The organism is Polaromonas sp. YR568 (assembly GCF_943372955.1).
Taxonomy (GTDB): Bacteria; Pseudomonadota; Gammaproteobacteria; order Burkholderiales; family Burkholderiaceae_C; genus Polaromonas.
On record NZ_CALSAL010000004.1, the window covers coordinates 57,447 to 83,121 of the forward strand.

A 25,675-nucleotide genomic window follows, 5' to 3' on the forward strand; every position below is an offset into this window, starting at 1 on the left:
GAATCTGCAGAAGCGTCGCAGCCGGAAATGAGCGCATCGGGTTGCCAACATCGGCTCTCACTCTCTGCTTTCTCTAAAAGCATGTGGCGGTACGCCCTCCCGCGTCTTGAACGCTCGCCCAAAACTCTTCTCGTTCTGAAAGCCTGATTCCAAAGCAATCTGCTTGATCGGTTTGTCGCTGCGGTTCAGCAGTTCCTTCGCGCGTTCAAAGCGCACCTCGTCTTTCAGCACCTGCAGCGACGCGCCTTCTTCCTTCAGTTGCCGGTGCAGCGTGCGGGCAGACATGTTCAGCAGGCGTGCGATGCCGTCTGCGCTGTGTGTGGTATCGGGGTGGGTGGCCAGTGCCTGGCGGACCTGCTGCACCAGCAGGCGGTCGCGGCGGTATTGCAGCACGGTGAGTGGCAGGGCGCGTTGCAGCATCTGTTGCAGGGCCTTCTCATCGCGGCGCAGCGGCAGGGCGAGGTAGCGGGCGTCAAAGCGCAGCTCGGCTTGTGATGAGCCTGTCGAAGCGGTCTGTGCCGCATCAAAGCGCAGCGGGCCGGGGAACATGTGCCGGTACGCATCGGCATGCGGGGGCGCAGCAAACGGAAAGCGCGCGCCCTGCAGCGGGATGCGCGAATCCACATACCAGCAGGCCAAGCCATGCAGGTTGCGCAGCACATGCACGATGCTGAACTCGCGGCTTTCGGCGCCGTGCCTGCCCAAGTCGCCGCGCTCTTCCAGCGTGATGATGGCGGTGTCGCCGCTGGTGGTGAGCTTGAGATGTAGGTCGTCCGTCAGCAGCCCGTGGTGGCGGCACCAGCGCTTCAGGGCCACGCCCAAGCTGGGCGAGCTGAGCGAGGCGCGGGCCAGCATGCCGTAGCTGCCCCAGGGCAGGCGGCGGCTGAAGGCGCCCAGGCCTTCGTCGTCGAGCGCCTGCATGGCGGCGCCTGAAAGCACTTCCATCTGCCTTGCCGTGATTCGCCCGCCCGGGCGCTGCAGCTGACTTGGCGTGATCTGTGCCAGCTTCAACAGGTCTGCCGGCGACACGCCACCGCGTTCGCAGGCTGCGGCAATGCTTCTGGCAAAGGTCATGGGCGTAGCTGCCAGGGGCGGTTTGGCTCGGGCGGCGGAAGTGGCGGCGGACATGGGTCTGAGTTTGTGAGAAGTTGGCAGTATTTGCAACCTCAATGACAGCCTGCGCGGGTCGGGTTTTCCTTAAGCTCGTGGATTGGCGGTAAGGTGTGCCTGCACCGCATTGCAACGAGGAATCACATGTCAGTTCTGGAGACACAACTCAACGCCCGCTCGGCCGACTTTCAGGCCAACGCTGCTGCCATGCGTGCGGTGGTGGACGACCTGCACCTGCAGGTGGCCAAGGCCGCTGCCGGCGGTGGCGACAAGGCGCGTGAAAAGCATCTGGCCCGCGGCAAGCTGCTGCCGCGCGACCGGGTGCAGATGCTGCTGGACCCGGGCACACCCTTTCTGGAGCTGGCCCCGCTGGCCGCACACGCGATGTACCACGGTGATGCACCAGGCGCTGGCGTGATCACCGGCATTGGCCGCGTCAGCGGCGTGGACTGCATGATCGTCTGCAACGACGCCACGGTCAAAGGCGGTACCTACTACCCGATGACGGTGAAGAAGCACCTGCGCGCGCAGGAAGTGGCCATGCAGAACAACCTGCCCTGCCTTTATCTGGTGGACTCAGGTGGCGCCAACCTGCCGAACCAGGACGACGTGTTTCCCGACCGCGAGCACTTTGGCCGCATCTTCTTCAACCAGGCCAACATGAGCGCGCAGGGCATCTCGCAGATTGCGGTGGTCATGGGCAGCTGCACCGCGGGCGGCGCCTATGTGCCGGCCATGAGCGACGAGACCATCATCGTCAAGAACCAGGGCACCATTTTTTTGGGCGGCCCGCCGTTGGTGAAGGCCGCGATTGGCGAAATCGTCAGCGCTGAAGACCTGGGCGGTGGCGATGTGCACACCCGACTTTCGGGCGTGGCCGACCACCTGGCGCAGAACGATGCCCACGCGCTGGCGCTGGCCCGCCGCGCGGTGGCCAACCTCAACCGCCAGAAGGTGCCCGGGCAGGTGCTGCGCACGCCGGTGCCGCCGCTCTACAGCCCCGAAGAGCTGCACGGCGTCATTCCGGTCGACACCAAAAAACCGTACGACGTGCGCGAGGTGATTGCCCGCATCGTCGATGGCAGCGAGTTTGCCGAGTTCAAGGCGCGCTTTGGCAGCACGCTGGTCTGCGGCTTTGCGCACATCGAAGGCATGCCGGTCGGCATCATCGCCAACAACGGCGTGCTGTTCTCCGAGTCAGCGCAGAAGGGCACACACTTCATCGAGCTGTGCTGCCAGCGCAAGATTCCGCTGGTGTTTCTGCAGAACATCACCGGCTTCATGGTGGGCCGCAAGTACGAAAGCGAAGGTATTGCCCGGCACGGCGCGAAGATGGTGACGGCCGTCGCCACCGCGCAGGTGCCCAAGTTCACTGTGATCATCGGGGGCAGCTACGGCGCCGGCAACTACGGCATGTGCGGCCGGGCGTTCTCGCCGCGCTTTCTGTGGATGTGGCCGAACGCCCGCATCTGCGTGATGGGCGGCGAGCAGGCGGCCGGTGTGCTGGCCACGGTGAAGCGCGACGCGATTGAAGCGCGCGGCGGCGCCTGGAGCGCCGAGGAAGAAGCTGCCTTCAAACAGCCGGTGCTGGACCAGTTCGCCCACCAGTCGCACCCCTATTACTCCAGCGCCCGCCTGTGGGACGACGGCGTGATCGATCCTGCCGACACGCGCCGCGTGCTGGCGTTGGGCCTATCGGCCACGCTGAACCAGCCGATTCCCGAGACGAAGTTTGGTGTGTTCCGCATGTGAGTGCGCGCGCCACACGTCTGCAAAAAAGTACAACGGAGACACCATGGACAACATCTACCTCACCCCCGAGCATGAGCAGCTGCGCGAGCAGGTGGCGCGCTTCATTGCCCGCGAGGTCGAGCCCTATGCTGCCCAATGGGAAGAAGACGGCTGTGTGCCGCGCGAGGTGCTGCGCAAGATGGGCCAGGCCGGCCTGCTGGGGCTGATGTATGACTCCGAATACGGCGGCGGCGAGGCCGATGCGCTGACCAATCTGGTGTTTGCCGAGGCATTGTCGCAATCGACCTTCGGCGGCTTCATCATCACGGTGCTGGTTCACACCGACATGGCCAGCCCGCATTTGTTCCATGCCGGCACACCTGAGCAGAAGGCGCGCTACATGCCCAGTGTGATCTCTGGCGAGACCATCACCGCGGTGGGCATCACCGAGCCGGGCGCCGGCTCTGACGTGGCCGGTATGCGCACCACGGCCCGGCGGGATGGCGATCACTGGGTGCTCAATGGCACCAAGATGTTCATCACCAACGGCGTGCATGCCAACCTGTACTTTGTCGCGGCCAAGACCGGCACGGCGCGGCACGACATGTCGATGTTCATTGTCGAGAAGGGCACGCCCGGCTTTACGGTGGGTCGCGCGCTGAAGAAAACCGGCTGGCTGTCTTCCGACACGGCCGAGCTGATCTTTGACAACGTGCGCATTCCTGCCGGCAGCCTGCTGGGCGAAGAGGGCAAGGGCTTTTACTCGGTGATGAAGAACTTCCAGACCGAGCGCATTGCACTGGGCGCCATGGCCGTTGGCCACTGCACCCAGGCGCTGCAGATGACGCTGGACCATGTGCGCAGCCGCGAGGCCTTTGGCTCCACGCTGTGGGACAAGCAGACCATCCGCCACCGCATCGCCATGCTCGACGCCAAGACCCGCGCCGCGCGGCAGTTCATGTACCACTGCGCCTGGGCGGTGACGCAGCAGAAAGACATTGTTCAGGAGGTCTCCATGCTCAAGGCGCTGACGGGCGAGCTGGTCAACGAGGTGCTGCAGACCTGCCAGCAGTTCCATGGTGGCATGGGCTTTATCCGCGAGACAGCCATCGAACGCCTGTGGCGCGATGCCCGTGTGCTCGGCATTGGCGGCGGCGCCACCGAGGTGATGCTGGAAGAGGTGGCGAAGCGCTACCGTTGAAACCAGCTTTGAAAGGAATGCCCATGAACCACCTGCTCATTCACGCCGCGAACGGTGTTGCCACCGTCACGCTGAACCGCCCCGATGTGCGCAACGCCTTTAATGATGAAGTCATTCTGGAGCTGACGCAGGCCTTCCATGAACTGCAGGCGCAGGGCGATGTGCGCTGCATTGTGCTGGCGGCCAACGGCACGGCCTTTTGCGCTGGCGCCGACCTGAACTGGATGCGCAGCATGGCCGACTACACCTATGCGCAGAACCTCGCCGACGCCGGGCGCCTGGCGACCATGATGCAGACGATTTATGCCTGCCAGAAGCCGACGATTGCGAAGATTCAGGGCGATGTGTATGCCGGTGGCACCGGGCTGGTCGCCGCCTGCGACATCGCGGTGTCGGTCGATACCGCGCATTACTGCCTGAGTGAGGTCAAGCTGGGCTTGATCCCGGCCACCATCAGCCCCTACGTGATACGTGCCATGGGCGCGCGCGCCGCGCACCGCTACTTTCTGACGGCCGAACGCTTCGGCGCCGCAGAGGCCTTGCGCATCGGCTTTGTGCATGAGGTGGTGCACCCTGATGCGTTGAACCACCGCGTTGCGGAACTCGCGCAAACGCTGGTCAGCGCCGGGCCCGAAGCCGTGCGCCTGTGCAAGAAGCTGGTGCAGGATGTGGCCGAGCAGGAGATCACACCCGCACTGGTACAAATGACGGTGGCCGCCATTGCCGATGTGCGTGTGAGCCCCGAGGGGCGCGAGGGGGTGCAGTCGTTCCTGCAGAAGCGCAAGCCGAATTGGCTATGAGAACCACCCCCGTTGCGGGCTCACTTCGTGTAGCCGCCTCCCCCCTCAAGGGGGCGACGCCTGCGGTCTGGCAAAGCCAGTCCCGCGGCGTCTGCTGGCCTCAGGTCCTTTCTACCTCGGGTATTCGGAGCCATAAATGAACCTGGATACAGCCCAACTGATTGCCCTGGCCGGCGCGCTCGGCTGGGCCAGTGGCGTGCGCCTGTATCTGGCGGTGCTGCTCACCGGGCTGGCCGGCTTCATGGGCTGGATCGCCTTGCCGCCCGGCCTGCAGCTGCTGTCGCACCCAGTGGTGCTGGGCGTGAGCGGGTTTCTGGTGTTCGTCGAATTTTTTGCAGACAAGATTCCCGGCGTCGATTCGTTGTGGGACGCGGTGCATGGCGTGATCCGCATTCCGGCCGGCGCTGCATTGGCGGCCAGTGTGTTCGGCGCCGACAGTGCGGTGATGGGTCTGGTCGCCGCACTGATGGGCGGCACCCTGGCCGCCACCAGCTTCACCGCCAAGGCCACCACGCGCGCAGCGATCAACACCTCGCCCGAGCCCTTCACCAACATCGGCGCGTCGCTGCTGGAAGATGGCCTGGTGCCGCTGGGCCTGTGGCTGGCGATTGCCCATCCCCTGGTGTTTGCGGTGGCGCTGGCGGCCGTGCTGGTGCTCAGCGTGTGGCTGATCCGCCTGTGCTGGCGCTTTCTGCGCCTGCTGTTTACCCGCGTAGCCCGCATCTTCAGCGGCAAGGCTGATCCGGGGCCGACCGCAGCGTTCCAATTGAAATCTCCTTTTTCAAAGAGTGACCATGTTTAAAAAAATACTGATTGCTAATAGGGGTGACCAGCGGCAACGCCGCGCAGCAGCGAAGCTACATCGCCTGGCACGCGCAGCGTGCGCAGGGGATTTCACCGCGAAAGTTCACCATGTTTAAGAAGATCCTGATCGCCAATCGCGGTGAAATCGCCTGCCGCGTTGCTGCAACTGCCCGCCGCATGGCCATCAAGACCGTGGCGGTGTACTCCGATGCCGATGCCACGGCCAAGCATGTGGCGTTCTGCGATGAGTCGGTACATATCGGCGGCAGTGCGCCCAAAGACAGCTACCTGCGCTGGGAACGTATCATCGCTGCGGCCAAGGCCACCGGGGCTGAGGCCATTCACCCCGGCTATGGTTTCCTGAGCGAGAACGAAGAGTTTGCGCAGGCCTGTGCCGATGCGGGCCTCGTCTTCATCGGCCCGCCCGCGTCGGCAATCAAGGCCATGGGTTTGAAGGCTGAGTCCAAGCAGCTGATGGAAAAAGCCGGTGTGCCACTGGTGCCCGGCTACCACGGCAGCGACCAGAGCCCGGCGCTGCTTCAGCGCGAAGCCGACCGCATCGGTTACCCGGTGCTGATCAAGGCCAGCGCAGGCGGCGGCGGCAAGGGCATGCGGGCGGTGGAGAAGTCAGAAGACTTCGCGGCCGCGCTCGCGTCGTGCCAGCGCGAGGCGATTAACAGCTTTGGCGACGACGCGGTGCTGGTCGAGAAATACGCCCAGCGCCCGCGCCACATCGAGATTCAGGTGTTTGGCGACACGCAGGGCAATTACGTGTATTTGTTCGAGCGCGACTGCTCGGTGCAGCGCCGCCACCAGAAGGTGCTGGAAGAGGCCCCCGCTCCCGGCATGACGCCCGCCATGCGCCAGCAGATGGGTGAGGCGGCTGTGGCGGCGGCGCGGGCGGTGAACTATGTGGGTGCCGGCACGGTAGAGTTCATCGTGGAGCAGCGCGCAGATGGCACCATGAATTTCTTTTTCATGGAGATGAACACCCGTTTGCAGGTGGAGCACCCGGTGACAGAGGCGATTACCGGGCTGGACCTGGTGGAGTGGCAACTGCGCGTGGCGTATGGCGAGCCACTGCCGCTGCAGCAGGGCGATCTGAAGATTCATGGCCATGCGATTGAAGCGCGCATCTGCGCCGAGACGCCCGACAACAATTTCCTGCCCGCCACCGGAACACTGCATGTGTACGACAAACCGGCGCACACCGCGTTCGAGCGAGCAAGCCTCAGTGAAAGAGGGCTCGCGGTGCGCGTGGACGATGGCGTGCGGCAGGGCGATGTGATCTCGCCGTATTACGACTCCATGGTGGGCAAGCTCATCGTGCACGGCCAGACGCGCGCCGAAGCGCTGGCCCGACTGGACGACGCACTGGCGCAGATCCGCATCGTCGGCCTCAGCACCAACGTGCAGTTCCTGCGCCATGTGGTGCACAGCCCGTCGTTTGCAGAGGCCAACCTGGACACCGCGCTGATCCAGCGCGAAGAAGCGCGACTCTTCAGGCAGGAGCCGGTGGGCCTGCCGCTGGCCGCCGCCTGTGTGGTTGCGCAGACCCTGCTGGATGAGAGGGCGCTGGAAGGCCACGACCCCTTCAGCCGGCGCGATGGCTGGCGCTCGCACGGTGTGGTGCAGCGCCGTTTTGAGTTCGAGTTTCATGGCGAGGCAGCGGTTGCCGACTTGACTTATCTGCATGACGGCGCACTGCAGCTGAAGGTGAGCGGGCAATCCGGCCCGCTGGTGTTTTCAAAGGCTGGCGCCGAAATGGATGTGCAGTTTGCAGGCGAGCGCGCCACGGCGGCGGTGTACCGCAGCGGTGAGCTGGCCCATGTGTTCACCGCGCGCGGCGCGACGCAGATCACCGTGGTCGATTTGCTGGCCCATGCGGGCGAAGCCCATGCCGAAGGCGGCCGCCTCACGGCGCCCATGCCGGGCAAGGTGGTGTCGTTCGCGGTGAAGGCCGGCGAGACGGTCAGCAAGGGCCAGGCGCTGGCGGTGATGGAAGCGATGAAAATGGAGCACACGATTGCCGCGCCGGCTGGCGGCGTGGTGAAGGAACTGCTCTACGCACCGGGCGACCAGGTGGCCGAGGGCGCAGAGTTGTTGACCCTCACTGTTTGATCTCCCGCGTGGAGATCTCTGGAGATCGTTTTGCGAGACCCGATGCGCATCACCTATTGCTGTACCGATTCCAGACCCCAGCCTTGGCTGGAGGGCTTGTCCCGCGCCTTGCCGGACGCCACCGTAGAACTGTGGGCGCCCGGCGCACCGCAGGCCGATTACGCGGTGGTGTGGGCGCCGCCCCAGCAGTTTTTTGATGAGCAGGTGGCGCTGAAGGCGGCCTTCAACACCGGCGCCGGTGTCGATGCCCTGCTCAAGCTGCGCCTGCCCGAGGGCGTGCCCATCGTGCGGCTGGACGACGCCGGTATGTCGGTGCAGATGGCCGAGTATGTATGCCATGTCGTGATCCGCCACTTCCGCGAGTTTGATGCCTACGAGGCGGATGTGGCCGAAGGCCGCTGGTCGTTCCGCAAGCCCCGTCTGCGCAGCGACTGGCCGGTGGGCGTGATGGGGCTGGGCGTGCTGGGCGAGCGCGTCAGCCGGGCGCTGGCACAGTTTGAGTTTCCTGTGAAGGGCTGGAGCCGGTCGCCCAAGGCGGTCGAAGGCGTTCAATGCTTTTCGGGCGATATCGGTAGTGCAGGCTTCAAGGAATTTCTGGCCGCCAGCCGCGTGCTGGTGTGCCTGCTGCCGCTGACGCCCGAGACGCAGAACATTTTGAACCGTGACACGCTGGCGCAGTTGCAACCCGGTGGTTACGTGATCAACGTGGCGCGCGGCGGCCATCTGGTGGATGAGGACCTGCTGGCGCTGATCGACAGCGGCCACCTTGCAGGCGCCACGCTGGATGTGTTCCGCACCGAGCCTTTGCCGGCCGAACACCCGTTCTGGTCGCACCCGAAAGTCACTGTGACACCGCACACCTCGGCCCGCACGCTGCGTGATGAAAGCATTGCCCAGATTGCGGGCAAGATTCGCGCACTGCAAAATGGAGCGCCGATTACCGCTCTCGCCGGTGTGGTTGACCCCCAGAAGGGATACTAGAGTGATGAAATTGCCATCGAAAGTCAAACTTGTGGATGTCGGCCCGCGCGACGGTCTGCAAAATGAAAAATCGCCAGTGCCTGCCGAGATCAAGATCGGCCTGGTGCACCGCCTGCAGGATGCGGGCCTCACCGAGATCGAAGTCACCAGTTTCGTGTCGCCCAAGTGGGTGCCGCAGATGGCCGACAACGTGGAGGTGATGGCGGGCATCCATCGCAAGCCGGGTGTGCGCTATTCGGTGCTGACGCCCAACATGAAGGGCTTTGAAGCGGCCCTGCCGACCCGGCCCGATGAGATCGTGGTGTTTGCTGCCGCCAGCGAAGCCTTCAGCCAGCGCAACATCAACTGCTCGATCGAAGAAAGCATCGAGCGCTTCCGGCCGGTGGTTGAAGCCGCCAAGGCGCACGGCATCCATACGCGTGGTGCCATCTCGTGCGCGGTGGGGTGCCCGTATGAAGGCGAGGTCGCGCCCGAGCGCGTGGCCATGGTCGCCCGGCTGATGAAGGGCATTGGTGTGCAGCACATGGGTGTGGCCGACACGATTGGCGTGGGCACACCGCGCAAGGTGCAGGCGGCGCTGGAGGCAGCGCTGAAGCACTACGACATCAATGACATCTCCGGCCACTTCCACGACACCTATGGTCAGGCGCTGGGCAACACGCTGGCCAGTCTGGAACTGGGCGTGTGGCAGTACGACACCTCGTCGGCCGGGCTGGGCGGTTGCCCGTTCGCCAAAGGGGCTACCGGCAATGTGGCCACCGAAGACGTGGTGTACATGCTGCACGGCATGGGCATTGAGACCGGCATTGACCTCGACAAGCTGATCGACGCGGGCACCTACATCAGCGACTTCCTGCAGCGCAAGCCGAACTCGCGTGCGGCCACCGCTTTGCTCAACAAGAGGATGACGGCGTGATGTGTGGCGCGGAACTCATTGCTCTACCCGAGGGCGTACAGCGCGTGGCCGCCTTGTTGCAGTCCAGCGGACATCCGCATGCACCGCTGATGCTGGACGACGCAGCGCGCACCGCGCAGCAGGCTGCTGACGCACTGGGTGTCTCCATCGGCCAGATTGCCAAGAGCATCGTGTTCCGCCGCCGCTTGGATGACGCTGCGGTGCTGGTCGTGACCTCTGGTGACCGGCGCGTGGATGAAAGAAAAGTCGAGGCGCTGCTGTGCCCCGACGGCAAGCGCCTGGGTCGCGCCGATGCCGAGTTTGTGAAGGAACGCACCGGGTTCTCGATTGGCGGTGTGTCGCCGCTTGGCCATGCCACGCCGCCGGTGATGCTGGTCGATCAGTCGCTGTTCCGCTTTGAAGACATCTGGGCTGCAGCCGGGCACCCCCATGCGGTGTTCAAGCTGTCGCCGCAGCAGTTGCAGCAGCTCACGGGGGCACCGGTGGTCGATGTGGCGGTGGACACTGCGCAAGAGCTGCGCCTTCTGCAGCGCTCAGCTGGCCAGGTGCTGGCGCGCGCGGCCACACTCGATGCCACACCTGATGTGCCATCTCCCTGCAATTCGGTGTGCCGCATGAATGCGGTGACAGGCCTGTGCGAAGGCTGCTTCCGCCTGCGCGAGGAAATCGCCAACTGGAGCCAGATGGACGACGCTGGCAAGCGCGGTATCTGGCGCACCTTGGTCGAGCGCGCCCAGGCGGTACGGCGGCCGGCATGAGCGATTCGCTGGGCATCACCAAGATTGCGTCGGGGGCAGGGCGCATGGCGCAGATCACCTGTCACATCGATTTCATTTCGCCCTACGCATGTCTTGCCTTCGAGCACCTGCCCGAGGCGTTGCGCGGCCTCAGCTACAGCATGACCTACCGCCCGGTGCTGTTCGTCGCCATGCTCAAGCACCATGGGCAACTCGGCCCGGCTGAAATTGCGCCCAAGCGCGACTGGACTTACCGCCAGGTGCTGTGGCAGGCGCATCAGTTGGGTATTCCGTGCGACATGCCGCGCAGTCACCCGTTCAACCCGCTGCCCTTGCTGCGGCTGGCCGTGGCGTGCAGCCCCGAAGGCTTGCCGGGTCAGCCGAATCGCTATGTGTGCGAAACCATTTTTCGCCATGTGTGGCGCGGTGGTGCCGAGGCCTCAGACCCTGCGCGTGTGGAGGCACTGACCGCGCAACTCGCACCCGCGCAAGACCCGCAGGGCGATGCGGTGAAGGCACAGCTCAAGGCCAACACTGAAGCGGCGATTGCCAAGGGCGCATTTGGCGTGCCGACGTTTGAGGTGGACGGCAAATTGTTCTGGGGCTTGGATGCCTTGCCGATGCTGCGCGCGTACCTGTTGGGCGATGCGTGGTTTGAATCTGCCGCATGGACCGATGCTGCCCAATTGCCAGTGGGCATACAGCGGCCCCGTTCCGGTGCGTGACGCACGTTGTAAGTAGAAAGCGTTGCTCTTCAAGAGTGCTGCTGTTTAAGGCTGGGTATTCCCCAGTCTCATGCGCTGGACAGGTGATTGTGCAATCTCCATAATCATTTGATGATCTCGCCTGCTGGTTTCAATCGCCCATCCACTGCGGGCAAATACATCAACAAGCAGAGCATCAACAAGCAGGAGGTGTCCCTTGGATGAAATCACCATTCATTCCGTCCTGCACAAGACTGCCGCCGGTCAGGCGGCGATCAAACTCCATGACCGCAGCTTGCCACCCAAGGTCAGAACGCTGCTCATCATGGTGGACGGAGCCAAGTCGCTGAAGGATTTGTCGCCACTGGCCCCTGATCCGGTGGCACTGGTGGAGATGGCGAATTCCCTGCTGGGCGCCGGCCTTGTTGAGATAGACAAAACGCGTTCGATCAAGCCTGCGGCACCTGTGTCTGCGCCTGCGCCCTTGCAGGCCGCCGCAGCGCCCGCGTCAGCAGGCGCGCCGATGCCGCCCCGGGATCTCAAAACCACGGCAATGAAAGCGTCGCGGGCCTTGCAGGAATTGCTGGGCCCGACTGCAGACCCTCTGTGCCTGCAGATTGAACGGTGCAAAACCATGGATGAGCTGGTCGCGCGGATCTACGCCATTCAGCCGGTGGTGGCTTCGATGCGATCACCGCAAAAGGCCGAGGCCTTCGTTCAGGCTGCGCTGGGGTCTTGATCGCCCCCTGATTGCCTCCTGGCGCTTTTCACGCCACTTCACGCGCGACGCACGCTGTGCCCTTCCGTCGGGCGCCACTTTTCCTGAAGCCATGAAAAAAGCCCCGTTGCGTGAGCAACGGGGCTTTTGATAATGAACGACCCCCGAGAGGGTCGTTGATTCAGCAGTTTACTCAGTGAGCAGCGCTGCCGGCAGAGGGCTTGCCACCGTCCAGGCTCGGGAAGCGCACATGCTCCACCAGCTCCTGGATTTTCTTGCCCGGTGCCTTGGTCAGCAGCGACACGATGATGATCACCGCGAAGCCGATGGGCACACCGAACAGGCCTGCAGAGATGGGTGCAATGTCCCACCACGTGTTGGCCTTCAGGATTTCAGGCGTCAACGGGCTGCCATGGGTCAGGCGATACAGCCAGGGCTGCGTCGTGATCATGTAATAGAACGTCACACCCAGACCCGCCACCATGCCCAGGGAGGCGCCCCACTTGTTGGCCCGCTTCCAGAAGATACCGAGCACCAGCGGCGGGAAGAAGGTCGCAGCAGCGAACGAGAACGCCGCAGACACCAGGAACAGAATGTCCGCCGGTTTCTGTGCCGCCACGTACGCAGCGGCCAGGGCCACCACCAGCAGCAGGACCTTGGACACCAGCACGCGGCGTGCGGTCGATGCGTTGGGGTCCAGCACTTTGTAGTACACGTCGTGCGACAGGGCGTTGGCAATCGTCAGCAACAGGCCGTCGGCCGTTGACAGCGCAGCAGCCAGACCACCGGCGGCCACCAGGCCAGACACCACATAGGGCAGGCCACCGATTTCTGGCGTTGCCAGCACGATGATGTCACCACCAATCGACATTTCAGCCAGTTGCAGGATGCCGTCCTTGTTGACGTCGACCACCGACAGCAGCGACTTGTCGACCGCGCTCCATCGTGCAATCCATTCCGGCAACTTGTCAAACGGTGTGTTGACCAGGATCGTGTAGACCTCGAACTTGGCCAGCACCGCCAGCGCAGGCGCCGTGAAGTAGAGCAGGAAGATGAAGAACAGCGACCAGCTGACAGACTCACGCGCTTCTTTCACCGACGGGGTGGTGTAGTAGCGCATCAGGATGTGCGGCAGGGCAGCGGTACCAATCATCAGACAGAACACCAGCGCCAGGAAGTTCTTGCGTGCGATGTTCTGCGCAGCTTCGTCTTTACCCGGGTAAGGTTCGGCATGGCGCAGCGGCGGATTGGAGCGAGCCGTGTTGCTCACGCGGGCCGCGTTGTAGGCCACGGTTGCGGCTGCGACGTCTTTCGGCAGTGCGGCAAGCGCTGCTTCTGCGGCCTGGATCTCGGCCACTGGTCCGTTGGCTGCTTTCAGGTCGTCGACCTTCTTCTGGGCAGCAGCCTTGTCGGCGGCCAGCGCTGCGGGCACGTCCTTGAGCTTGGCCACTGCTTCATCAGCGCGTGCCTTGAAGATGCCACGAACTTCCAGCTCTTTCGGATCCTTCAGCAGCAGTTCTTCTTTGGCCGTGACCTTTTCGAGCGTGTAGCCGTACACAGCCTGAGGAACAGGCATGCCAGTGTGCTTGACCGACAACCACACCACAGGGATCAGGTAAGCCACGATCAGGATCACGTACTGGGCGACCTGGGTCCAGGTCACCGCGCGCATGCCACCGAGGAACGAGCAAACCAGAATACCGGCAAGGCCCGCGAAAATACCCACTTCGAAAGCCAGGCCCGTCAGACGTGCCGTGATCAGGCCCACGCCGTAAATCTGTGCCACCACATAGGTGAAGGAGCACAGGATGGCGCCGACCACACCAATCAGGCGGGGCAGGTTGCCTTCAAACCGCTCACCCAGAAAGTCCGGGATGGTGAACTGGCCGAACTTGCGCAGATAGGGCGCAAGGAACAGGGCCACCAGGCAGTAACCGCCCGTCCAGCCCAGAATGAACGCCAGACCGCCGAAGCCGGTCAGGTAGAGCGTTCCCGCCAGGCCGATGAACGAGGCAGCCGACATCCAGTCAGCGCCGGTCGCCATGCCGTTGTACATCGCGGGGACGCGACGGCCGGCGACGTAGTATTCAGCCGCATCGTTGGTCCGGCTCATCACACCGATACCTGCGTACAGGAACACGGTGCCAGCGAGGAACAGATAGCCGATCCAGGCGCGGGGCAGGCCCATCTGCTCAAGAACAGCCAGCACCAGCACGAAGGCCAGGAAGCCGCCGGTGTAGAAACCGTAGACCTTGTTCAGGCCCTTTTTAAAGTCTTTTTGTGACTGTGAAGCGGAACCGAACATCATTCCTCTCCTTCGGCCACGCCGTATTCATTGTCCAGATTGTTCATGTAGCGCGCATAGAACCAGATGATCAGGCAGTAAACCACCAGTGCACCCTGTGCTGCGACCCAGAACGAAAATGGCCAGCCAAAAAAGCTGAACGTCAGTGATTTGGCGTAAAACGCCAGGACGAAAGTGACGACAAACCAGATCGCCAGCAGGACGCCGGTGATGTTTAGCGTTTTGCGCCAATACTCATGATGCTTTGCAGTAAGTTGCATTGCTTTGCTCCAGTATTTTCTAATGAATGAAATGCATTTTGTGTTGTTGCTGCTTCAGGCCATGGCCTTCTGCCCAACAGCGCCTTGAAAAAACCTTGTGGGTTCTTTCAACATCAAATGCGCCTTTCCCGATCCAACCGCCTACCTAACCAAATGAATCACGAGTGACCTCGCGATTGACCTTGCCAACCCGAAACGGGGCGATCCTGTTCCGATGCTGTTTCTAGACCGGCCCACCCAGGCCGGTTTCACGCCGCAGCTGTGCGGCCACCTTGGGCTCAAAGCCCTGAAGGTGCTGAATGACTGTTGTTGCTTTCTCTGGCTCATTGAGCTCCACATGAACCCGTGCCAGCTGGTACCAGCCGAAAGGACTCATGGGCTGAAGCTGGGTGTTCTTCTTCAGCGCCACCACCGCCTCTTCCATCCGGTGCTGCCTGACCAGCACCAGGCCCAGTCCGTACCAAGCCCGGTCCATTTTTTCTTCCAGTGCGATGGCGGCGCGGAACCGGCGCTCGGCCTCATCGAGGCGGCCCAGAATTTCGCAGGTGAAAGCCACATTGAAGTGCGCGTTGGACGACTCCACGAGCTGCGCCACTTTTTCAAAATAGGGAAGGGCCTGCGCGGGGTGACCAGTGTTCAGGGCGTCATAGCCCAGGCTGTTGAGGGCCTGCACGTCATCGGGTGCCAGCGAGAGGATGTCCTGGAACACCTCCATGGCGCGTGCACGCATGCCGAGCAGCAGGTAGACCTTGGCGGTCCAGCGGCGGGTGAAGCCGTCCCAGAAACCGAGTGCGGGTGAGGGTGAGTGCTTGTGGGTCACTGACATACCACGGCACCTCCCTGCAGGCACATGTCAATCTTGAGCTTGACCACCAGCACCCAAGCCATGACCAGCCAGCTGGCTGCGGCCAGCGGGATGTGCTGGTCGAGGATGAAGCGGGGGCTGATGCGCCGTGTGATCCACAGCGCAGGCTTGGCGGCAACGTCCAGCAGTTGCCAGAACACATTGGTGTCGCGTTTGGCGCCGGCGAGCAGCCCCAGCAGGAACCGGCCGACGATGAACATCAGCGACAGTTCGATAAGGCTTTTCAACACAATGATCAGTAGCAGCATGACACTCCGGGTTCCACCCTGATGAGTACAGGTGTCGGTAATGTCAAAGAAGATACTGACCGCTAACTGACGTAAAAATCAGTGAAATCGAAACGCTAAGGGCTAACCCTGAAAGTCGGCGCCAAAAGCGCCAGAAAAGCGCCGTTTGCCCGGATTTACTAGGGAAAGCCCCAGCAAGTGTTTGCCCTGATTGTCGGGTCAGCGTTTGAATTTGCCGTCTGTTCCGATGATGGACAGGTCGGCGAAGTCAAGGCCGGTGTGGTCCTCGGCGGAGTAGTTCACTTCAAGGCCACCGATGTCGATCTTGCGCATGCCTTCCAGCGCGGTCTGGATCTTGTCGCGCGTCGGTTTGGGGCCGGCGCGGCGCAGTGCTTCCACCAGCACCTTGGCGGCGGCAAAGCCTTCCAGCATGGCGGGGCTCACGTCGTTCTGCCCTTTGGCCTTGGCCAGATCCTGCGCCTCTTTCACCATTGGGTAGGCAATGGAGCGCTCGTACGGGAACACCTGCGTGACGATCACGCCGCGCGCGTTGTCGCCCAGGCTTTTCACAAAGCCGCCCGACGCGTTGTTCGACAGCGTGACGATCTGCGCGCCCGAGCCGGCCGCCCGGAAGGCCTTGATGCCATCGGCCACCGCCTGACCGGAAGCGACCATCATCACCGCCTGCACGTTGGCCTGCACCAGCTTGGGCGCAATCGGGCCGAAGTCGGGCTTGCTGCGGTCAAACTTTTCCAGCACTGCGGCATTGAGCTTGGCGCCTGCCAGACCTTTCTGTGCACCGGCTACACCATCGGCTCCGAAGCTGTCGTCGGCATACACGATGCCGATGCGGGTGATGCCCATGGAGTTCAGGTGCGTGATGGCCTTCTCTGCCTCACGCTGGTAGGTGGCGCGCACATTGAAGATGCGCTTTTTCACCGGTTGGTGCAGCACCATCGCGCCGGTCGAGGGGCCGACCAGCGCCACGCTGTTCTTGTCGAGCAACGGGATGATGGCTTCGGTGTGTGGTGTGCCGCGCGTCAGGAACATGGCCAGCACGTCCTGCTCTTCAATCAGCTTGCGCGCGTTCTCTGCGGCGAGCTTGGGGTCGAACTTGTCGTCCAGCGACACCAGCTCGATCTTCTGGCCGCCGACGCCGCCTTTGGCATTGATGGCATCAATGTAGAGCTTGGCGCCTTCGGTGGTTTCCTTCACGCCAGCGCCCACCGGTCCGGTGAAGCCTGCGGTCTGGCCGATCAGCAGCTGGGCATGACTGGCGTGCGACAGGGCTGCGAATGCGATGGCTGCCAGCCACGCTGTTGTTTTGTTCATGGGGTGTCTCCTTGGGATGCGATCTGGAGCGCCGAGTAAATCACGAATCCGTGTCAGCCGAAGCGGGGAAACTGCGTATCACCAGCCTGAGACCGGACAAAATTCGCGCCTGAACCACGTTCAGCAGCCACACGTAAAACTTTAACGCTACACATCAGGGCGCATCACGCCTGGAAAGTGTGATCCCCAAAGCCAGGGCGTCGCCACAGGGGCGTCGGTTCAACGCCGCAGTCGTGTGATCAACCGCACTGCGATGAGAACGATGACCAGGATGGTGAGGTTCGATAGCAACCCCGCAAGAATGGCTTCGGTCAGGCTTGCCGAGCCGCTGGGCAGGGTGGTGGGCAGTATCACGGCGACAAACACGACACCCAGGGCCAAAGGCAAAACCGATCCGGTCACTGCGGAAGTCCTGCGCATGGTGATCACAAGGGCAACCATCAGGCCGATGCGAAACACATCGGTCAACTGCGAGAAAAAAAGGTCAATCAAAGTAGCCATTTCCTGTCTCAATAGGTGAAGCGCCAAATTGCTGTTTACGACGGTCGTGGCCGTTGCAGCAGCGGCAACAATTTTCCGATGCCGCAGCTCTGAAGGTTGCAAAACCATCCAGTGCGCTTGCTTGCATGTGCGCAAAGAAGCGCGACCGATGGATCCGCAGGCGGACAGCCCCGTCAACGAAAAAACCCGGCCTGCCTTCCCAAGAAGTCAGAGGCCGGGTCTGTCAGTGCAAGGATTTATCGGGCAGAGTCGCCAGCGAAAATGTCCTTCTTGTGGGTGCCACCTGGCACGAAGAGGGCACCAATGACCACCGTCATGATGGCGATCACGATGGCGTACCACAAGCCTGAGTAGATATTGCCGGTCTGCGCTGAAATCGCGAAGGCGGTCGCCGGCATCAGGCCACCGAACCAGCCGTTGCCAATGTGATAAGGCAGCGACAAGCCGGAATACCGGATGCGCGTCGGGAACATCTCAACCAGCATCGCTGCGATCGGACCATAAACCATCGTCACCAGAATGACGAGGTACGCCAGGATAAGAATGATCGTCAGTTTTTGCACAGAAAAAATATCAAAGAAGTGGTTTGCCTTGGCAATGGTTTTGTTGTCAGCCGGAACCAGTGGGTAGCCCGCGCTTTTGAGCGCATTGTTCAAGCCGGAGTCAAAAGTGGCCTTGGCCTTCTTCAGATCGTCACCAGTCAGCTTGCCTGCGTCGTAGGACTGGATGGATGTCTCGCCGACTTTGACGGTCGCTGGTGTGCCAGGAGCGCCAACCACGGTTTCGTAGTTCACCGACGTGCGGGCCAGCTGTGCCTTGGCGATGTCGCACGACGATGAGAACTTCACCGTTCCTGTGGGGTTGAACTGGAACGAGCAGTCATCCGGCGAGACCGTCACGGTGACCGGCGTCTGGTGCGCGGCGTAGAGGGCCGGGTTGGCGGTCTTGGTCAGGTGACCAAACACGGGCAGAAATGTGATGGCGGCCAGCAGGCAACCCGTCAGGATGATGGGCTTGCGGCCGATGCGATCAGACAGCGCGCCGAAAACCAGGAAGCCACCGGTGCCAAGGATCAGTGACCAAGCCACCATGACGTTGGCCGTGAAGCTGTCGACCTTGATCACGTTCTGCATGAAGAACAGTGCATAGAACTGGCCGGTGTACCAAACCACCGCTTGACCAGCGACCAGACCGAGCAAGGCGATCAGGGCGATCTTGCCATTTTTCCAGTTGCCGAAGGCTTCGCTCAGCGGTGCCTTGGACGTGCGGCCTTCTTCCTTCATTTTCTTGAAGGCCGGGCTCTCATTCATCTGCAAACGGATGTAGAGCGAGATCGCCAGCAGGAAGATCGAGCCGATGAACGGAATACGCCAGCCCCAGGCGTTGAACGCCTTGACCATGGTCGGGTTGCCGTCAGCCATCAGAACGGCGACGCCATCCTTCATCAGGGCGACATCCGGGTAGGCGCCGTTGACATAGCCTTGCACGGAAAGAATCACGATCAGCGACAACAACAGACCCAGCGTTGCTGTGGTCTGAATGAAGGCCGTGAAGTAGCCGCGCTGGTTGGCTGGCGCGTGTTCGGCCACGTAGATCGCCGCACCACCATATTCGCCGCCCAAGGCCAGGCCTTGCGCCATGCGCAACAGGATCAGGATGATTGGCGCGGCCGTGCCGATGCTTTCATAGTTCGGCAGCACGCCCACCAGAAAGGTCGAGATACCCATGATGACGATGGTCATCAAGAAGGTGTACTTGCGGCCGATCATGTCGCCCAGCATGCCGAACACCAGTGCGCCAAAGGGGCGCACGATGAAGCCGGCGGCGAAGGCCAGCAAGGCAAACACGTTGCGCGTGTTCTCCGGAAAGGCGGTAAAGAACTGCGCGCCGATGATCGCGGCCAGCGCACCGTAAAGGTAAAAGTCGTACCACTCAAAAATGGTACCCGCAGAGGAGGCCATGATGACCTTCTTCTCTTCGCGGGTCATGGGGCGGGATCGCTCCCGCACGTTTGTTGTCATTACAGCTGCCACTTTGAGTCGCTCCATATGTGTCTGGTCTTTCGGCCAGACGTTGCTTGTCCGCAGAGGGCCCCGGCAGTTCTCTTCTTATGATCCGGCTACAGACATGGAGGAAAAGTGATGCGACGACCAGCTTGACGCGGTTCTATTTGTGTCAGGCAGGAGTGTTGCGAAGTTTTCTTACGTACAGATTGCACGCATGACCTCGCGTCGTAAGAATAGGGAAAGCTGTTGATTCATTGAATGAAACTGGCGTACTTCCAAACTGACCTGTGTACAGGCCGCACTTGGGCATCTGGATACGCAACAGTTGTCAGCAAAACCTACCGGCTCGGCTTCTTCTTACTACTAGCTCGGCTTTTATGTACGGGAAAGTCGAGACAGTACCTTAACCCTACGCGGCAGTGGGCTCCGTGCGGTGCCTAGAATATTTGACCTCTTCAGGAAAGCACTCACTCCATGTCCCAGGGCCTCATCCGCATTCGCGGCGCACGTCAGCACAACCTCAAGAATCTGGACCTGGACATTCGCACTGGCGAGATGACGGTGGTGACTGGCCCCAGTGGTTCGGGCAAGTCCTCGCTGGTGTTCGACACCCTGTTTGCTGAAGGCCAGCGCCGCTACGTCGAAACCTTCTCGGCCTATGCGCGGCAGTTCCTGGACCGCATGGACAAGCCGGCTGTGGACAAGGTCGAAGGCGTGCCGCCCGCGATTGCCATTGACCAGACCAACCCGGTGCGCTCGTCGCGCTCCACCGTTGGCACGATGACGGAGCTGAACGATCACCTCAAGCTGCTCTATGCCCGCGCAGCGCAGTTGTTTGACAAGCAGACGGCGCAGGGCGTGCGCCACGACAGCCCCGAGTCAATCTATGCCGAGCTGATGGCCCGTACCGCAGGCAGCGACCCGCGCACTGTGGTTACGTTCCCGGTGGAGCTGCCCGGCAACACCAGCCCCGAGCAACTGGAGCAGTGGCTGGCCGCCAGCGGCTTTACCCGCGTGCACGCACAGCGCGACATCGCGACGCCTGCCGGTCCCCACAAGTTGCTTGATGTGGTGGCCGACCGCTTCCGTTTGCACACCGCAGAAAAAGTGCGGGTGATGGAGGCGATTGAGACTGCACTGAAGCGGGGTGGTGGGAGGCTGAATGTGTATGTACAGACGGGCGACGATTCACCTGAAGACATGTGGCGCTTTTCGACGGGCCTGCACTGCCCAGACAGCGATCTGCGCTACACCGAACCCACGCCCTCGCTGTTCTCGTTCAACTCCGCGATGGGCGCCTGCGAAACCTGCCGTGGATTCGGCCGCGTCATCGGGGTGGACTACGGCCTGGTGATTCCCAACGACAAGCTCACGCTGCGCGCTGGCGCCATCAAGCCGATGCAGACGCCGGCCTGGAAAGAAGCGCAGGACGACCTGATGCGCCACGCCGAAGCCGCAGGCATTCCGCGCGACACGCCCTGGTACAAGCTGACCGCCGAGCAGCAGGCCTGGGTCATCAACGGCTCGCCGAACTGGAACGGCAAATGGAACCAGCACTGGTTTGGCATCAAGCGCTTTTTTGAGTACCTGGAGAGCAAGGCCTACAAGATGCACATCCGTGTGCTGCTGTCCAAGTACCGCAGCTACACGCCGTGCGAGGTCTGCGGCGGCGCACGCCTCAAACTTGAGCCGCTGCTGTGGCGGCTCGGCACCAAAGAGGCCGCCGATGCGGTGCTGCCACCGGCCGAGCGTTTCATGCCGGTGGGTGTTCAGTGGACGCGCGCGCAGCTGGAAGCCCTGCCGGGCCTGTGCCTGCACGACCTGATGCGCTTGCCCATCGACCGGCTGCGCCGCTTCTTTGACAGCCTGTCGCTCGCCGCGCCAGGCAACGATGCCGAGCAGAAAGCGCTCAAGTCACTCTTCGAGGAAATCCAGACCCGCGTGAAGTACCTGTGTGATGTAGGGATTGGCTACCTCACGCTGGACCGGCAAAGCCGTACGCTGTCGGGCGGCGAGGTGCAGCGCATCAACCTCACCACGGCGCTGGGCACCTCGCTCGTCAACACGCTGTTCGTGCTGGACGAGCCGTCGATTGGCCTGCACCCGCGCGACATGAACCGCATCACCCAGGCCATGCACCGCCTGCGCGATGCCGGCAACACGCTGGTGGTGGTCGAGCACGACCCGGCGGTGATGCTGGCCGCTGACCGCATGATTGACATGGGCCCCGGCCCGGGCGAGCGGGGTGGGCAGATTGTGTTTGACGGCACGCCCGAAGACCTCAAGCACGCCGACACCCTCACCGGCGCCTACTTAGGCGCGCGCAAGCAGGTCGGCATGGGCTTCAAGCGCGCGGTGACAGACAACACGCCACGCCTCATTCTCGAAGGTGCACGCGACCACAACCTGAAGAACCTGACGGTCGAATTCCCGCTGCAGCGGCTGGTGTGTGTGACGGGCGTCAGCGGCTCTGGCAAGTCCACGCTGATGCAGGACATCCTGGCGCCGGCATTGCTGCGGCAGTTCGGCAAGGCCACCGAAACGCCGGGCCTGCACGACCGGTTGATGGGCGCGGACCACCTCAACGACGTGGTGTTCGTGGACCAGTCCCCGATTGGCAAGACAGCGCGCTCCAACCCGGCCAGCTATGTGGGCGCCTGGGACGCGGTGCGCGAGTTGTTTGCGTTGGCGCCGCTGGCTAAACAGAGAAGCTACACCTCGTCGAAGTTCAGCTTCAACAACGGAGATGGGCGCTGCCCGACCTGCGGTGGCTCCGGCTTCGAGCATGTCGAGATGCAGTTCCTGAGCGATGTGTACCTGCGCTGCCCCGATTGCGACGGCAAGCGCTACCGCGCCGAGATTCTGGAAGTGACGATTGAGCGCAAAGCGATTGGTGATGTCACGCCGCGTCTGCTGAATGTGTCAGACGTGCTGGAGCTGACGGTGAGCGAAGCGGTGCGCCTGTTCGCGCAAGACCGCGAGGTGGTGCGCGCGCTGCAGCCCATCGTCGATGTGGGTCTTGAATATGTGAAGCTGGGCCAGCCGGTGCCGACGCTTTCGGGCGGCGAGGCCCAGCGCTTGAAGCTCGCAGGCTTTCTGGCGGACGCCAGCAAGACCGGTAGCGCCAGCAAGCAGGCGCTGGCTCTGCGCCACCCGCAGCGCGGCACGCTGTTCCTGTTTGACGAGCCGACCACCGGCCTGCACTTTGACGACATCGCCAAGCTGATGCGCGCGATGCGCAAGCTGCTCGATGCCGGCAACTCGCTGATCGTGATCGAGCACAACCTTGACGTGATCCGCTCTGCCGACTGGCTGATTGATTTGGGTCCGGAAGGCGGCGAGGGCGGTGGCCTGCTGGTGGCCGAGGGCACGCCCGAGGCGGTGCGCCAGCACCCCACTTCGCACACCGCGCTGGCGCTGCGCGAGTACGAGCAGGCCATGGGCCAGGTGCATGGCGTGGAAGAGCGCAAGCCAAAAGCGTGGACCACGCGGCCCGCGTTCTCCAACCTGATCCAGATCGTCAACGCCAAGGAAAACAACCTCAAGAGCCTGTCGGTCAATATTCCGCGCGGCAAGTTCAATGTGGTGACGGGCGTGTCTGGATCCGGCAAGTCCACATTGGCTTTCGACATTCTGTTCAACGAAGGCCAGCGCCGCTACCTTGAATCGCTCAACGCCTATGCGCGCAGCATCGTGCAGCCGGCGGGCCGGCCCGAGGTGGACGCGGTGTACGGCATTCCGCCCACAGTGGCGATTGAGCAGCGGCTGTCGCGCGGCGGGCGCAAGTCCACCGTCGGCACCACCACCGAGGTCTGGCACTTCCTGCGCCTCCTGTATGTGAAGCTGGGCGTGCAGCACTGCACCAAGGACGGCGCGGCGGTGATGCCGCAAAGCCCCGAGAGTATTGCCGCGCAGCTCATCAAGACCTACCGCGGCCAGCACATCGGTCTGCTGGCGCCGCTGGTGATTGCGCGCAAGGGCGTGTACACCGAGCTGGCCGATTGGGCGCGGCCGCGCGGCTACACCCACCTGCGCATTGACGGCGAGTTTTTGCCGACCACCGGCTTCCCGCGCATCGACCGCTTCAAGGAGCACACCGTCGAACTGCCGATTGCCGACATCCATGTGTCGCCCGACAACGAGGCGGCACTGCGCGCGGCCCTCGCCACCGCGCTGGAGCACGGCAAGGGCGTGGTGCATGTGCTGGCACCGCTGGATGGTTTGAAGGGCGCGATGCTGGCTGGCACCAGCACCAAGCACATCGGCCGGCTTGAGGCCTTCTCGACGCGACGCGCCTGCCCGGTCTGCGCCACGTCGTATGCCGAACTGGACCCGCGCCTTTTCAGCTACAACAGCAAGCACGGCTGGTGCCCCGATTGCGTGGGCACTGGCGTCAAGCTGAGCAAGGAGCAGCGCAAGGTCTTTGACGACTCGGTGATGGACGACGACAACAAGGGTCGCGAGCAGAGCTTTGCCGAGCCCGAGGTGGAAGACCTCGCCGGCACGGCGTGCCCGACCTGCGAAGGCACACGCCTCAATGCCAAGGCCCGCGCGGTGAAGTTTGCCGGTGTGGGCATTGCCGACATCGCGGCGCTGTCGGTCACCGATGTGCGGCGCTGGGTCGACACGCTGACGCTGGCTGGCGGCATGACCGGTCGTGAAGCCGGCATTGGCCGCGACCTGATTCCCGAGATCAAGAGCCGGCTGGAATTTCTGGAAGACGTGGGCCTGGGCTACCTCACGCTGGACCGTGGCGCGCCCACGCTGTCGGGTGGCGAGGCGCAGCGCATTCGCCTCGCGGCGCAGCTGGGCTCCAACCTGCAGGGCGTCTGCTATGTGCTGGACGAGCCGACCATCGGCCTGCATCCGCGCGACAACCGCATTCTGCTCAGCGCACTCGGCAAGCTCAGCGAGCGTGGCAACACGCTGGTGGTGGTGGAGCACGATGAAGACACCATTCGCCGCGCCGACAACATCATCGACATCGGTCCCGGCGCTGGCAAGCGCGGCGGCACGCTGGTGGCGCAGGGCACGGCGGCCGATCTGTCGGCGGTGCTGGCATCGCTGACCGGTCGCTATCTGGCGAATCCGCTGGTGCATCCGCTGCAGATTCGCCGTGAAACCCGCGCGGGCGCCGCGCCAGTCACTGCCATCGACCCCACAGCGGTGCCGGCCAAGCCGCTCAGCAAGCAGAAGGCCGCCGCCCTGAAAGCGCAGGCACTGAAAGACGCGGCGGCTAACGCCAGCGCGCTGCACAACGCGGCTCCGGTTGCCGCGAGCCCGTTCACCTCGTGGCTCACCGTGGTCAACGCCGATCTGCACAACCTGAAGCAGGTCACGGTGAAGGTGCCGCTCTACCGGCTGGTGGCCGTGACCGGTGTGTCGGGCTCCGGCAAATCGACACTGGCGCGCGATGTGTTGCTGGCCAACGTGCAGGCCGGTGTGATGCAGCGCTCAACCAAGGCCGGCCGCGAAGCCGATGACAAAGGCAAGACCCCCGCATGGACCGGCTGTGAACGCGTGGAAGGCTACGCCGTGGTCGACCGCGTGCTCGAAGTGGACCAGACGCCCATTGGCAAAACGCCGCGCTCCTGCCCCGCCACCTATATCGGCTTCTGGGACACCATCCGCAAGCTGTTTGCCGACACGCTGGAAGCGCGGGCGCGCGGCTACTCGGCCGGGCGCTTCAGCTTCAACACCGGCGAGGGCCGCTGCCCGACCTGCGAAGGCGCGGGCGTGCGCACCATCGGCATGAGCTTTCTGCCCGACGTGAAGGTGCTGTGCGAAACCTGCCACGGCGCGCGCTTCAACCCCGAGACGCTGGCCGTCACCTGGCGCGGCAAGAGCATTGGCGATGTGCTGAAGATGGAAGTCGATGAGGCGGTGGACTTCTTTGCCTCCATGCCCAGCATCGGCCACCCACTGCAGCTGCTGAAAGACGTGGGCCTGGGCTACCTCACGCTGGGCCAGCCCTCACCGACGCTGTCGGGCGGCGAGGCGCAGCGCATCAAGCTGGTGACCGAGCTCTCCAAGGTGCGCGACGACATCACGCGCCGCGGCCAGAAGGCGCCACACACCCTTTATGTGCTCGATGAGCCCACCGTGGGCCTGCACATGGCCGATGTGGAAAAGCTGATTCATGTGCTGCACCGGCTGGTCGATGGTGGTCACAGCGTGGTGGTGATCGAGCACGACCTGGACGTGATCGCCGAAGCCGACTGGGTGATCGACCTCGGCCCGGACGGCGGCAATGCCGGCGGCCAGGTGGTTGCCTCGGCGCCGCCGGAAGCGGTGGTCAAGCTGGGTACCCACACCGGCAAGGCACTGACGGTCGTGTTGAACCGCTGAGCGGGTGG

Annotated in this window: 19 protein-coding genes and 1 pseudogene; 12 read left to right on the top strand and 8 right to left on the bottom strand. The window is 63.0% G+C overall.

Features of this window, described 5'->3' with window-relative positions; genetic code table 11:
- Positions 1-57: 57 nt before the first annotated feature.
- Positions 58-1,128: an AraC family transcriptional regulator gene (locus tag AAG793_RS11955; RefSeq protein ID WP_341908514.1), complete on the bottom strand. Its 1,071-nt coding sequence runs from the start codon at positions 1,126-1,128 to the stop codon at positions 58-60.
- Positions 1,129-1,254: 126 nt separating this feature from the next.
- On the opposite strand from AAG793_RS11955, the gene AAG793_RS11960 reads away from it, so the two are divergent.
- The 11 genes and pseudogenes from AAG793_RS11960 to AAG793_RS12010 all read left to right on the top strand — a co-directional run bounded on the left by AAG793_RS11960 (position 1,255) and on the right by AAG793_RS12010 (position 11,844).
- Positions 1,255-2,862: a carboxyl transferase domain-containing protein gene (locus AAG793_RS11960; protein WP_341908515.1), complete on the top strand. Its 1,608-nt coding sequence runs from the start codon at positions 1,255-1,257 to the stop codon at positions 2,860-2,862.
- A gap of 43 nt (positions 2,863-2,905) precedes the next feature.
- Entirely contained in the window at positions 2,906-4,042 is a 1,137-nt protein-coding gene (locus AAG793_RS11965) for an acyl-CoA dehydrogenase family protein (protein WP_341908516.1), read from the top strand.
- Between the two features lie 23 nt (positions 4,043-4,065).
- Positions 4,066-4,842, top strand: a complete 777-nt coding sequence (locus AAG793_RS11970) for an enoyl-CoA hydratase/isomerase family protein (protein WP_341908517.1) — start codon at positions 4,066-4,068, stop codon at positions 4,840-4,842.
- A 136-nt stretch (positions 4,843-4,978) separates the two neighbouring features.
- The gene (locus tag AAG793_RS11975) at positions 4,979-5,644 is read left to right on the top strand and encodes a DUF4126 domain-containing protein (protein ID WP_341908518.1); all 666 of its coding nucleotides are present in this window, start codon (positions 4,979-4,981) and stop codon (positions 5,642-5,644) included.
- 110 nt (positions 5,645-5,754) lie between these two features.
- Complete coding sequence (locus AAG793_RS11980) at positions 5,755-7,767, top strand: acetyl/propionyl/methylcrotonyl-CoA carboxylase subunit alpha (protein WP_341908519.1); 2,013 nt, start codon at positions 5,755-5,757, stop codon at positions 7,765-7,767.
- Positions 7,768-7,809: 42 nt separating this feature from the next.
- On the top strand, positions 7,810-8,748 hold the full coding sequence (locus AAG793_RS11985; RefSeq protein ID WP_341908520.1) for a glyoxylate/hydroxypyruvate reductase A: 939 nt from the start codon (positions 7,810-7,812) through the stop codon (positions 8,746-8,748).
- Between the two features lie 4 nt (positions 8,749-8,752).
- Positions 8,753-9,664, top strand: a complete 912-nt coding sequence (locus tag AAG793_RS11990) for a hydroxymethylglutaryl-CoA lyase (RefSeq protein ID WP_341908521.1) — start codon at positions 8,753-8,755, stop codon at positions 9,662-9,664.
- Positions 9,664-10,158: pseudogene (locus AAG793_RS11995) on the top strand (YbaK/EbsC family protein); the annotation flags it as partial. The gene AAG793_RS11990 and the pseudogene AAG793_RS11995, both read left to right, overlap by 1 nt.
- Positions 10,159-10,278: 120 nt before the next feature.
- The gene (locus tag AAG793_RS12000; RefSeq protein ID WP_341908679.1) at positions 10,279-10,422 is read left to right on the top strand and encodes a DUF1289 domain-containing protein; all 144 of its coding nucleotides are present in this window, start codon (positions 10,279-10,281) and stop codon (positions 10,420-10,422) included.
- Positions 10,423-10,466: 44 nt separating this feature from the next.
- Positions 10,467-11,126: a 2-hydroxychromene-2-carboxylate isomerase gene (locus tag AAG793_RS12005; protein ID WP_341908680.1), complete on the top strand. Its 660-nt coding sequence runs from the start codon at positions 10,467-10,469 to the stop codon at positions 11,124-11,126.
- A 196-nt stretch (positions 11,127-11,322) separates the two neighbouring features.
- Positions 11,323-11,844: a hypothetical protein gene (locus AAG793_RS12010; protein ID WP_341908522.1), complete on the top strand. Its 522-nt coding sequence runs from the start codon at positions 11,323-11,325 to the stop codon at positions 11,842-11,844.
- Between the two features lie 172 nt (positions 11,845-12,016).
- On the opposite strand, the gene AAG793_RS12015 is transcribed toward AAG793_RS12010, so the two are convergent.
- From AAG793_RS12015 to AAG793_RS12045, 7 genes are all read right to left on the bottom strand, one after another.
- Positions 12,017-14,128 carry a sodium:solute symporter family protein gene (locus AAG793_RS12015; protein ID WP_341908523.1) on the bottom strand — a complete coding sequence of 704 codons (2,112 nt, stop codon included), beginning with the start codon at positions 14,126-14,128 and terminating at the stop codon, positions 12,017-12,019.
- Positions 14,128-14,388, bottom strand: coding sequence for a DUF4212 domain-containing protein (locus tag AAG793_RS12020; protein ID WP_341908524.1), 261 nt, complete (start codon positions 14,386-14,388; stop codon positions 14,128-14,130). The genes AAG793_RS12015 and AAG793_RS12020 overlap by 1 nt, the downstream gene beginning before the upstream one ends.
- Before the next feature lie 223 nt (positions 14,389-14,611).
- Complete coding sequence (locus AAG793_RS12025) at positions 14,612-15,214, bottom strand: tetratricopeptide repeat protein (RefSeq protein ID WP_341908525.1); 603 nt, start codon at positions 15,212-15,214, stop codon at positions 14,612-14,614.
- Positions 15,205-15,501 (bottom strand): hypothetical protein, encoded by a 297-nt coding sequence (locus tag AAG793_RS12030; RefSeq protein WP_341908526.1) that lies wholly within the window; start codon positions 15,499-15,501, stop codon positions 15,205-15,207. The genes AAG793_RS12025 and AAG793_RS12030 overlap by 10 nt, the downstream gene beginning before the upstream one ends.
- Before the next feature lie 198 nt (positions 15,502-15,699).
- Positions 15,700-16,812: an ABC transporter substrate-binding protein gene (locus tag AAG793_RS12035; RefSeq protein WP_341908527.1), complete on the bottom strand. Its 1,113-nt coding sequence runs from the start codon at positions 16,810-16,812 to the stop codon at positions 15,700-15,702.
- A 219-nt stretch (positions 16,813-17,031) separates the two neighbouring features.
- The gene (locus AAG793_RS12040; RefSeq protein ID WP_341908528.1) at positions 17,032-17,421 is read right to left on the bottom strand and encodes a hypothetical protein; all 390 of its coding nucleotides are present in this window, start codon (positions 17,419-17,421) and stop codon (positions 17,032-17,034) included.
- A gap of 128 nt (positions 17,422-17,549) precedes the next feature.
- The gene (locus AAG793_RS12045) at positions 17,550-19,301 is read right to left on the bottom strand and encodes an MFS transporter (RefSeq protein WP_341908529.1); all 1,752 of its coding nucleotides are present in this window, start codon (positions 19,299-19,301) and stop codon (positions 17,550-17,552) included.
- A 492-nt stretch (positions 19,302-19,793) separates the two neighbouring features.
- Here AAG793_RS12045 and uvrA point away from each other — a divergent pair, with 492 nt between their 5' ends.
- Entirely contained in the window at positions 19,794-25,667 is a 5,874-nt protein-coding gene (gene uvrA / locus AAG793_RS12050; protein WP_341908530.1) for an excinuclease ABC subunit UvrA, read from the top strand.
- Positions 25,668-25,675 lie beyond the last annotated feature (8 nt).

Coding starts and splice junctions, on each gene's coding strand:
- AAG793_RS11955 (WP_341908514.1), bottom strand. CDS start 1,128: ATGTCCGCCGCCACTTCCGCCGCCCGAGCCAAACCGCCCCTGGCAGCT.
- AAG793_RS11960 (WP_341908515.1), top strand. CDS start 1,255: ATGTCAGTTCTGGAGACACAACTCAACGCCCGCTCGGCCGACTTTCAG.
- AAG793_RS11965 (WP_341908516.1), top strand. CDS start 2,906: ATGGACAACATCTACCTCACCCCCGAGCATGAGCAGCTGCGCGAGCAG.
- AAG793_RS11970 (WP_341908517.1), top strand. CDS start 4,066: ATGAACCACCTGCTCATTCACGCCGCGAACGGTGTTGCCACCGTCACG.
- AAG793_RS11975 (WP_341908518.1), top strand. CDS start 4,979: ATGAACCTGGATACAGCCCAACTGATTGCCCTGGCCGGCGCGCTCGGC.
- AAG793_RS11980 (WP_341908519.1), top strand. CDS start 5,755: ATGTTTAAGAAGATCCTGATCGCCAATCGCGGTGAAATCGCCTGCCGC.
- AAG793_RS11985 (WP_341908520.1), top strand. CDS start 7,810: ATGCGCATCACCTATTGCTGTACCGATTCCAGACCCCAGCCTTGGCTG.
- AAG793_RS11990 (WP_341908521.1), top strand. CDS start 8,753: ATGAAATTGCCATCGAAAGTCAAACTTGTGGATGTCGGCCCGCGCGAC.
- AAG793_RS12000 (WP_341908679.1), top strand. CDS start 10,279: ATGAATGCGGTGACAGGCCTGTGCGAAGGCTGCTTCCGCCTGCGCGAG.
- AAG793_RS12005 (WP_341908680.1), top strand. CDS start 10,467: ATGGCGCAGATCACCTGTCACATCGATTTCATTTCGCCCTACGCATGT.
- AAG793_RS12015 (WP_341908523.1), bottom strand. CDS start 14,128: ATGTTCGGTTCCGCTTCACAGTCACAAAAAGACTTTAAAAAGGGCCTG.
- AAG793_RS12020 (WP_341908524.1), bottom strand. CDS start 14,388: ATGCAACTTACTGCAAAGCATCATGAGTATTGGCGCAAAACGCTAAAC.
- AAG793_RS12025 (WP_341908525.1), bottom strand. CDS start 15,214: ATGTCAGTGACCCACAAGCACTCACCCTCACCCGCACTCGGTTTCTGG.
- AAG793_RS12030 (WP_341908526.1), bottom strand. CDS start 15,501: ATGCTGCTACTGATCATTGTGTTGAAAAGCCTTATCGAACTGTCGCTG.
- AAG793_RS12035 (WP_341908527.1), bottom strand. CDS start 16,812: ATGAACAAAACAACAGCGTGGCTGGCAGCCATCGCATTCGCAGCCCTG.
- AAG793_RS12040 (WP_341908528.1), bottom strand. CDS start 17,421: ATGGTTTTGCAACCTTCAGAGCTGCGGCATCGGAAAATTGTTGCCGCT.
- AAG793_RS12045 (WP_341908529.1), bottom strand. CDS start 19,301: ATGACCCGCGAAGAGAAGAAGGTCATCATGGCCTCCTCTGCGGGTACC.
- uvrA (WP_341908530.1), top strand. CDS start 19,794: ATGTCCCAGGGCCTCATCCGCATTCGCGGCGCACGTCAGCACAACCTC.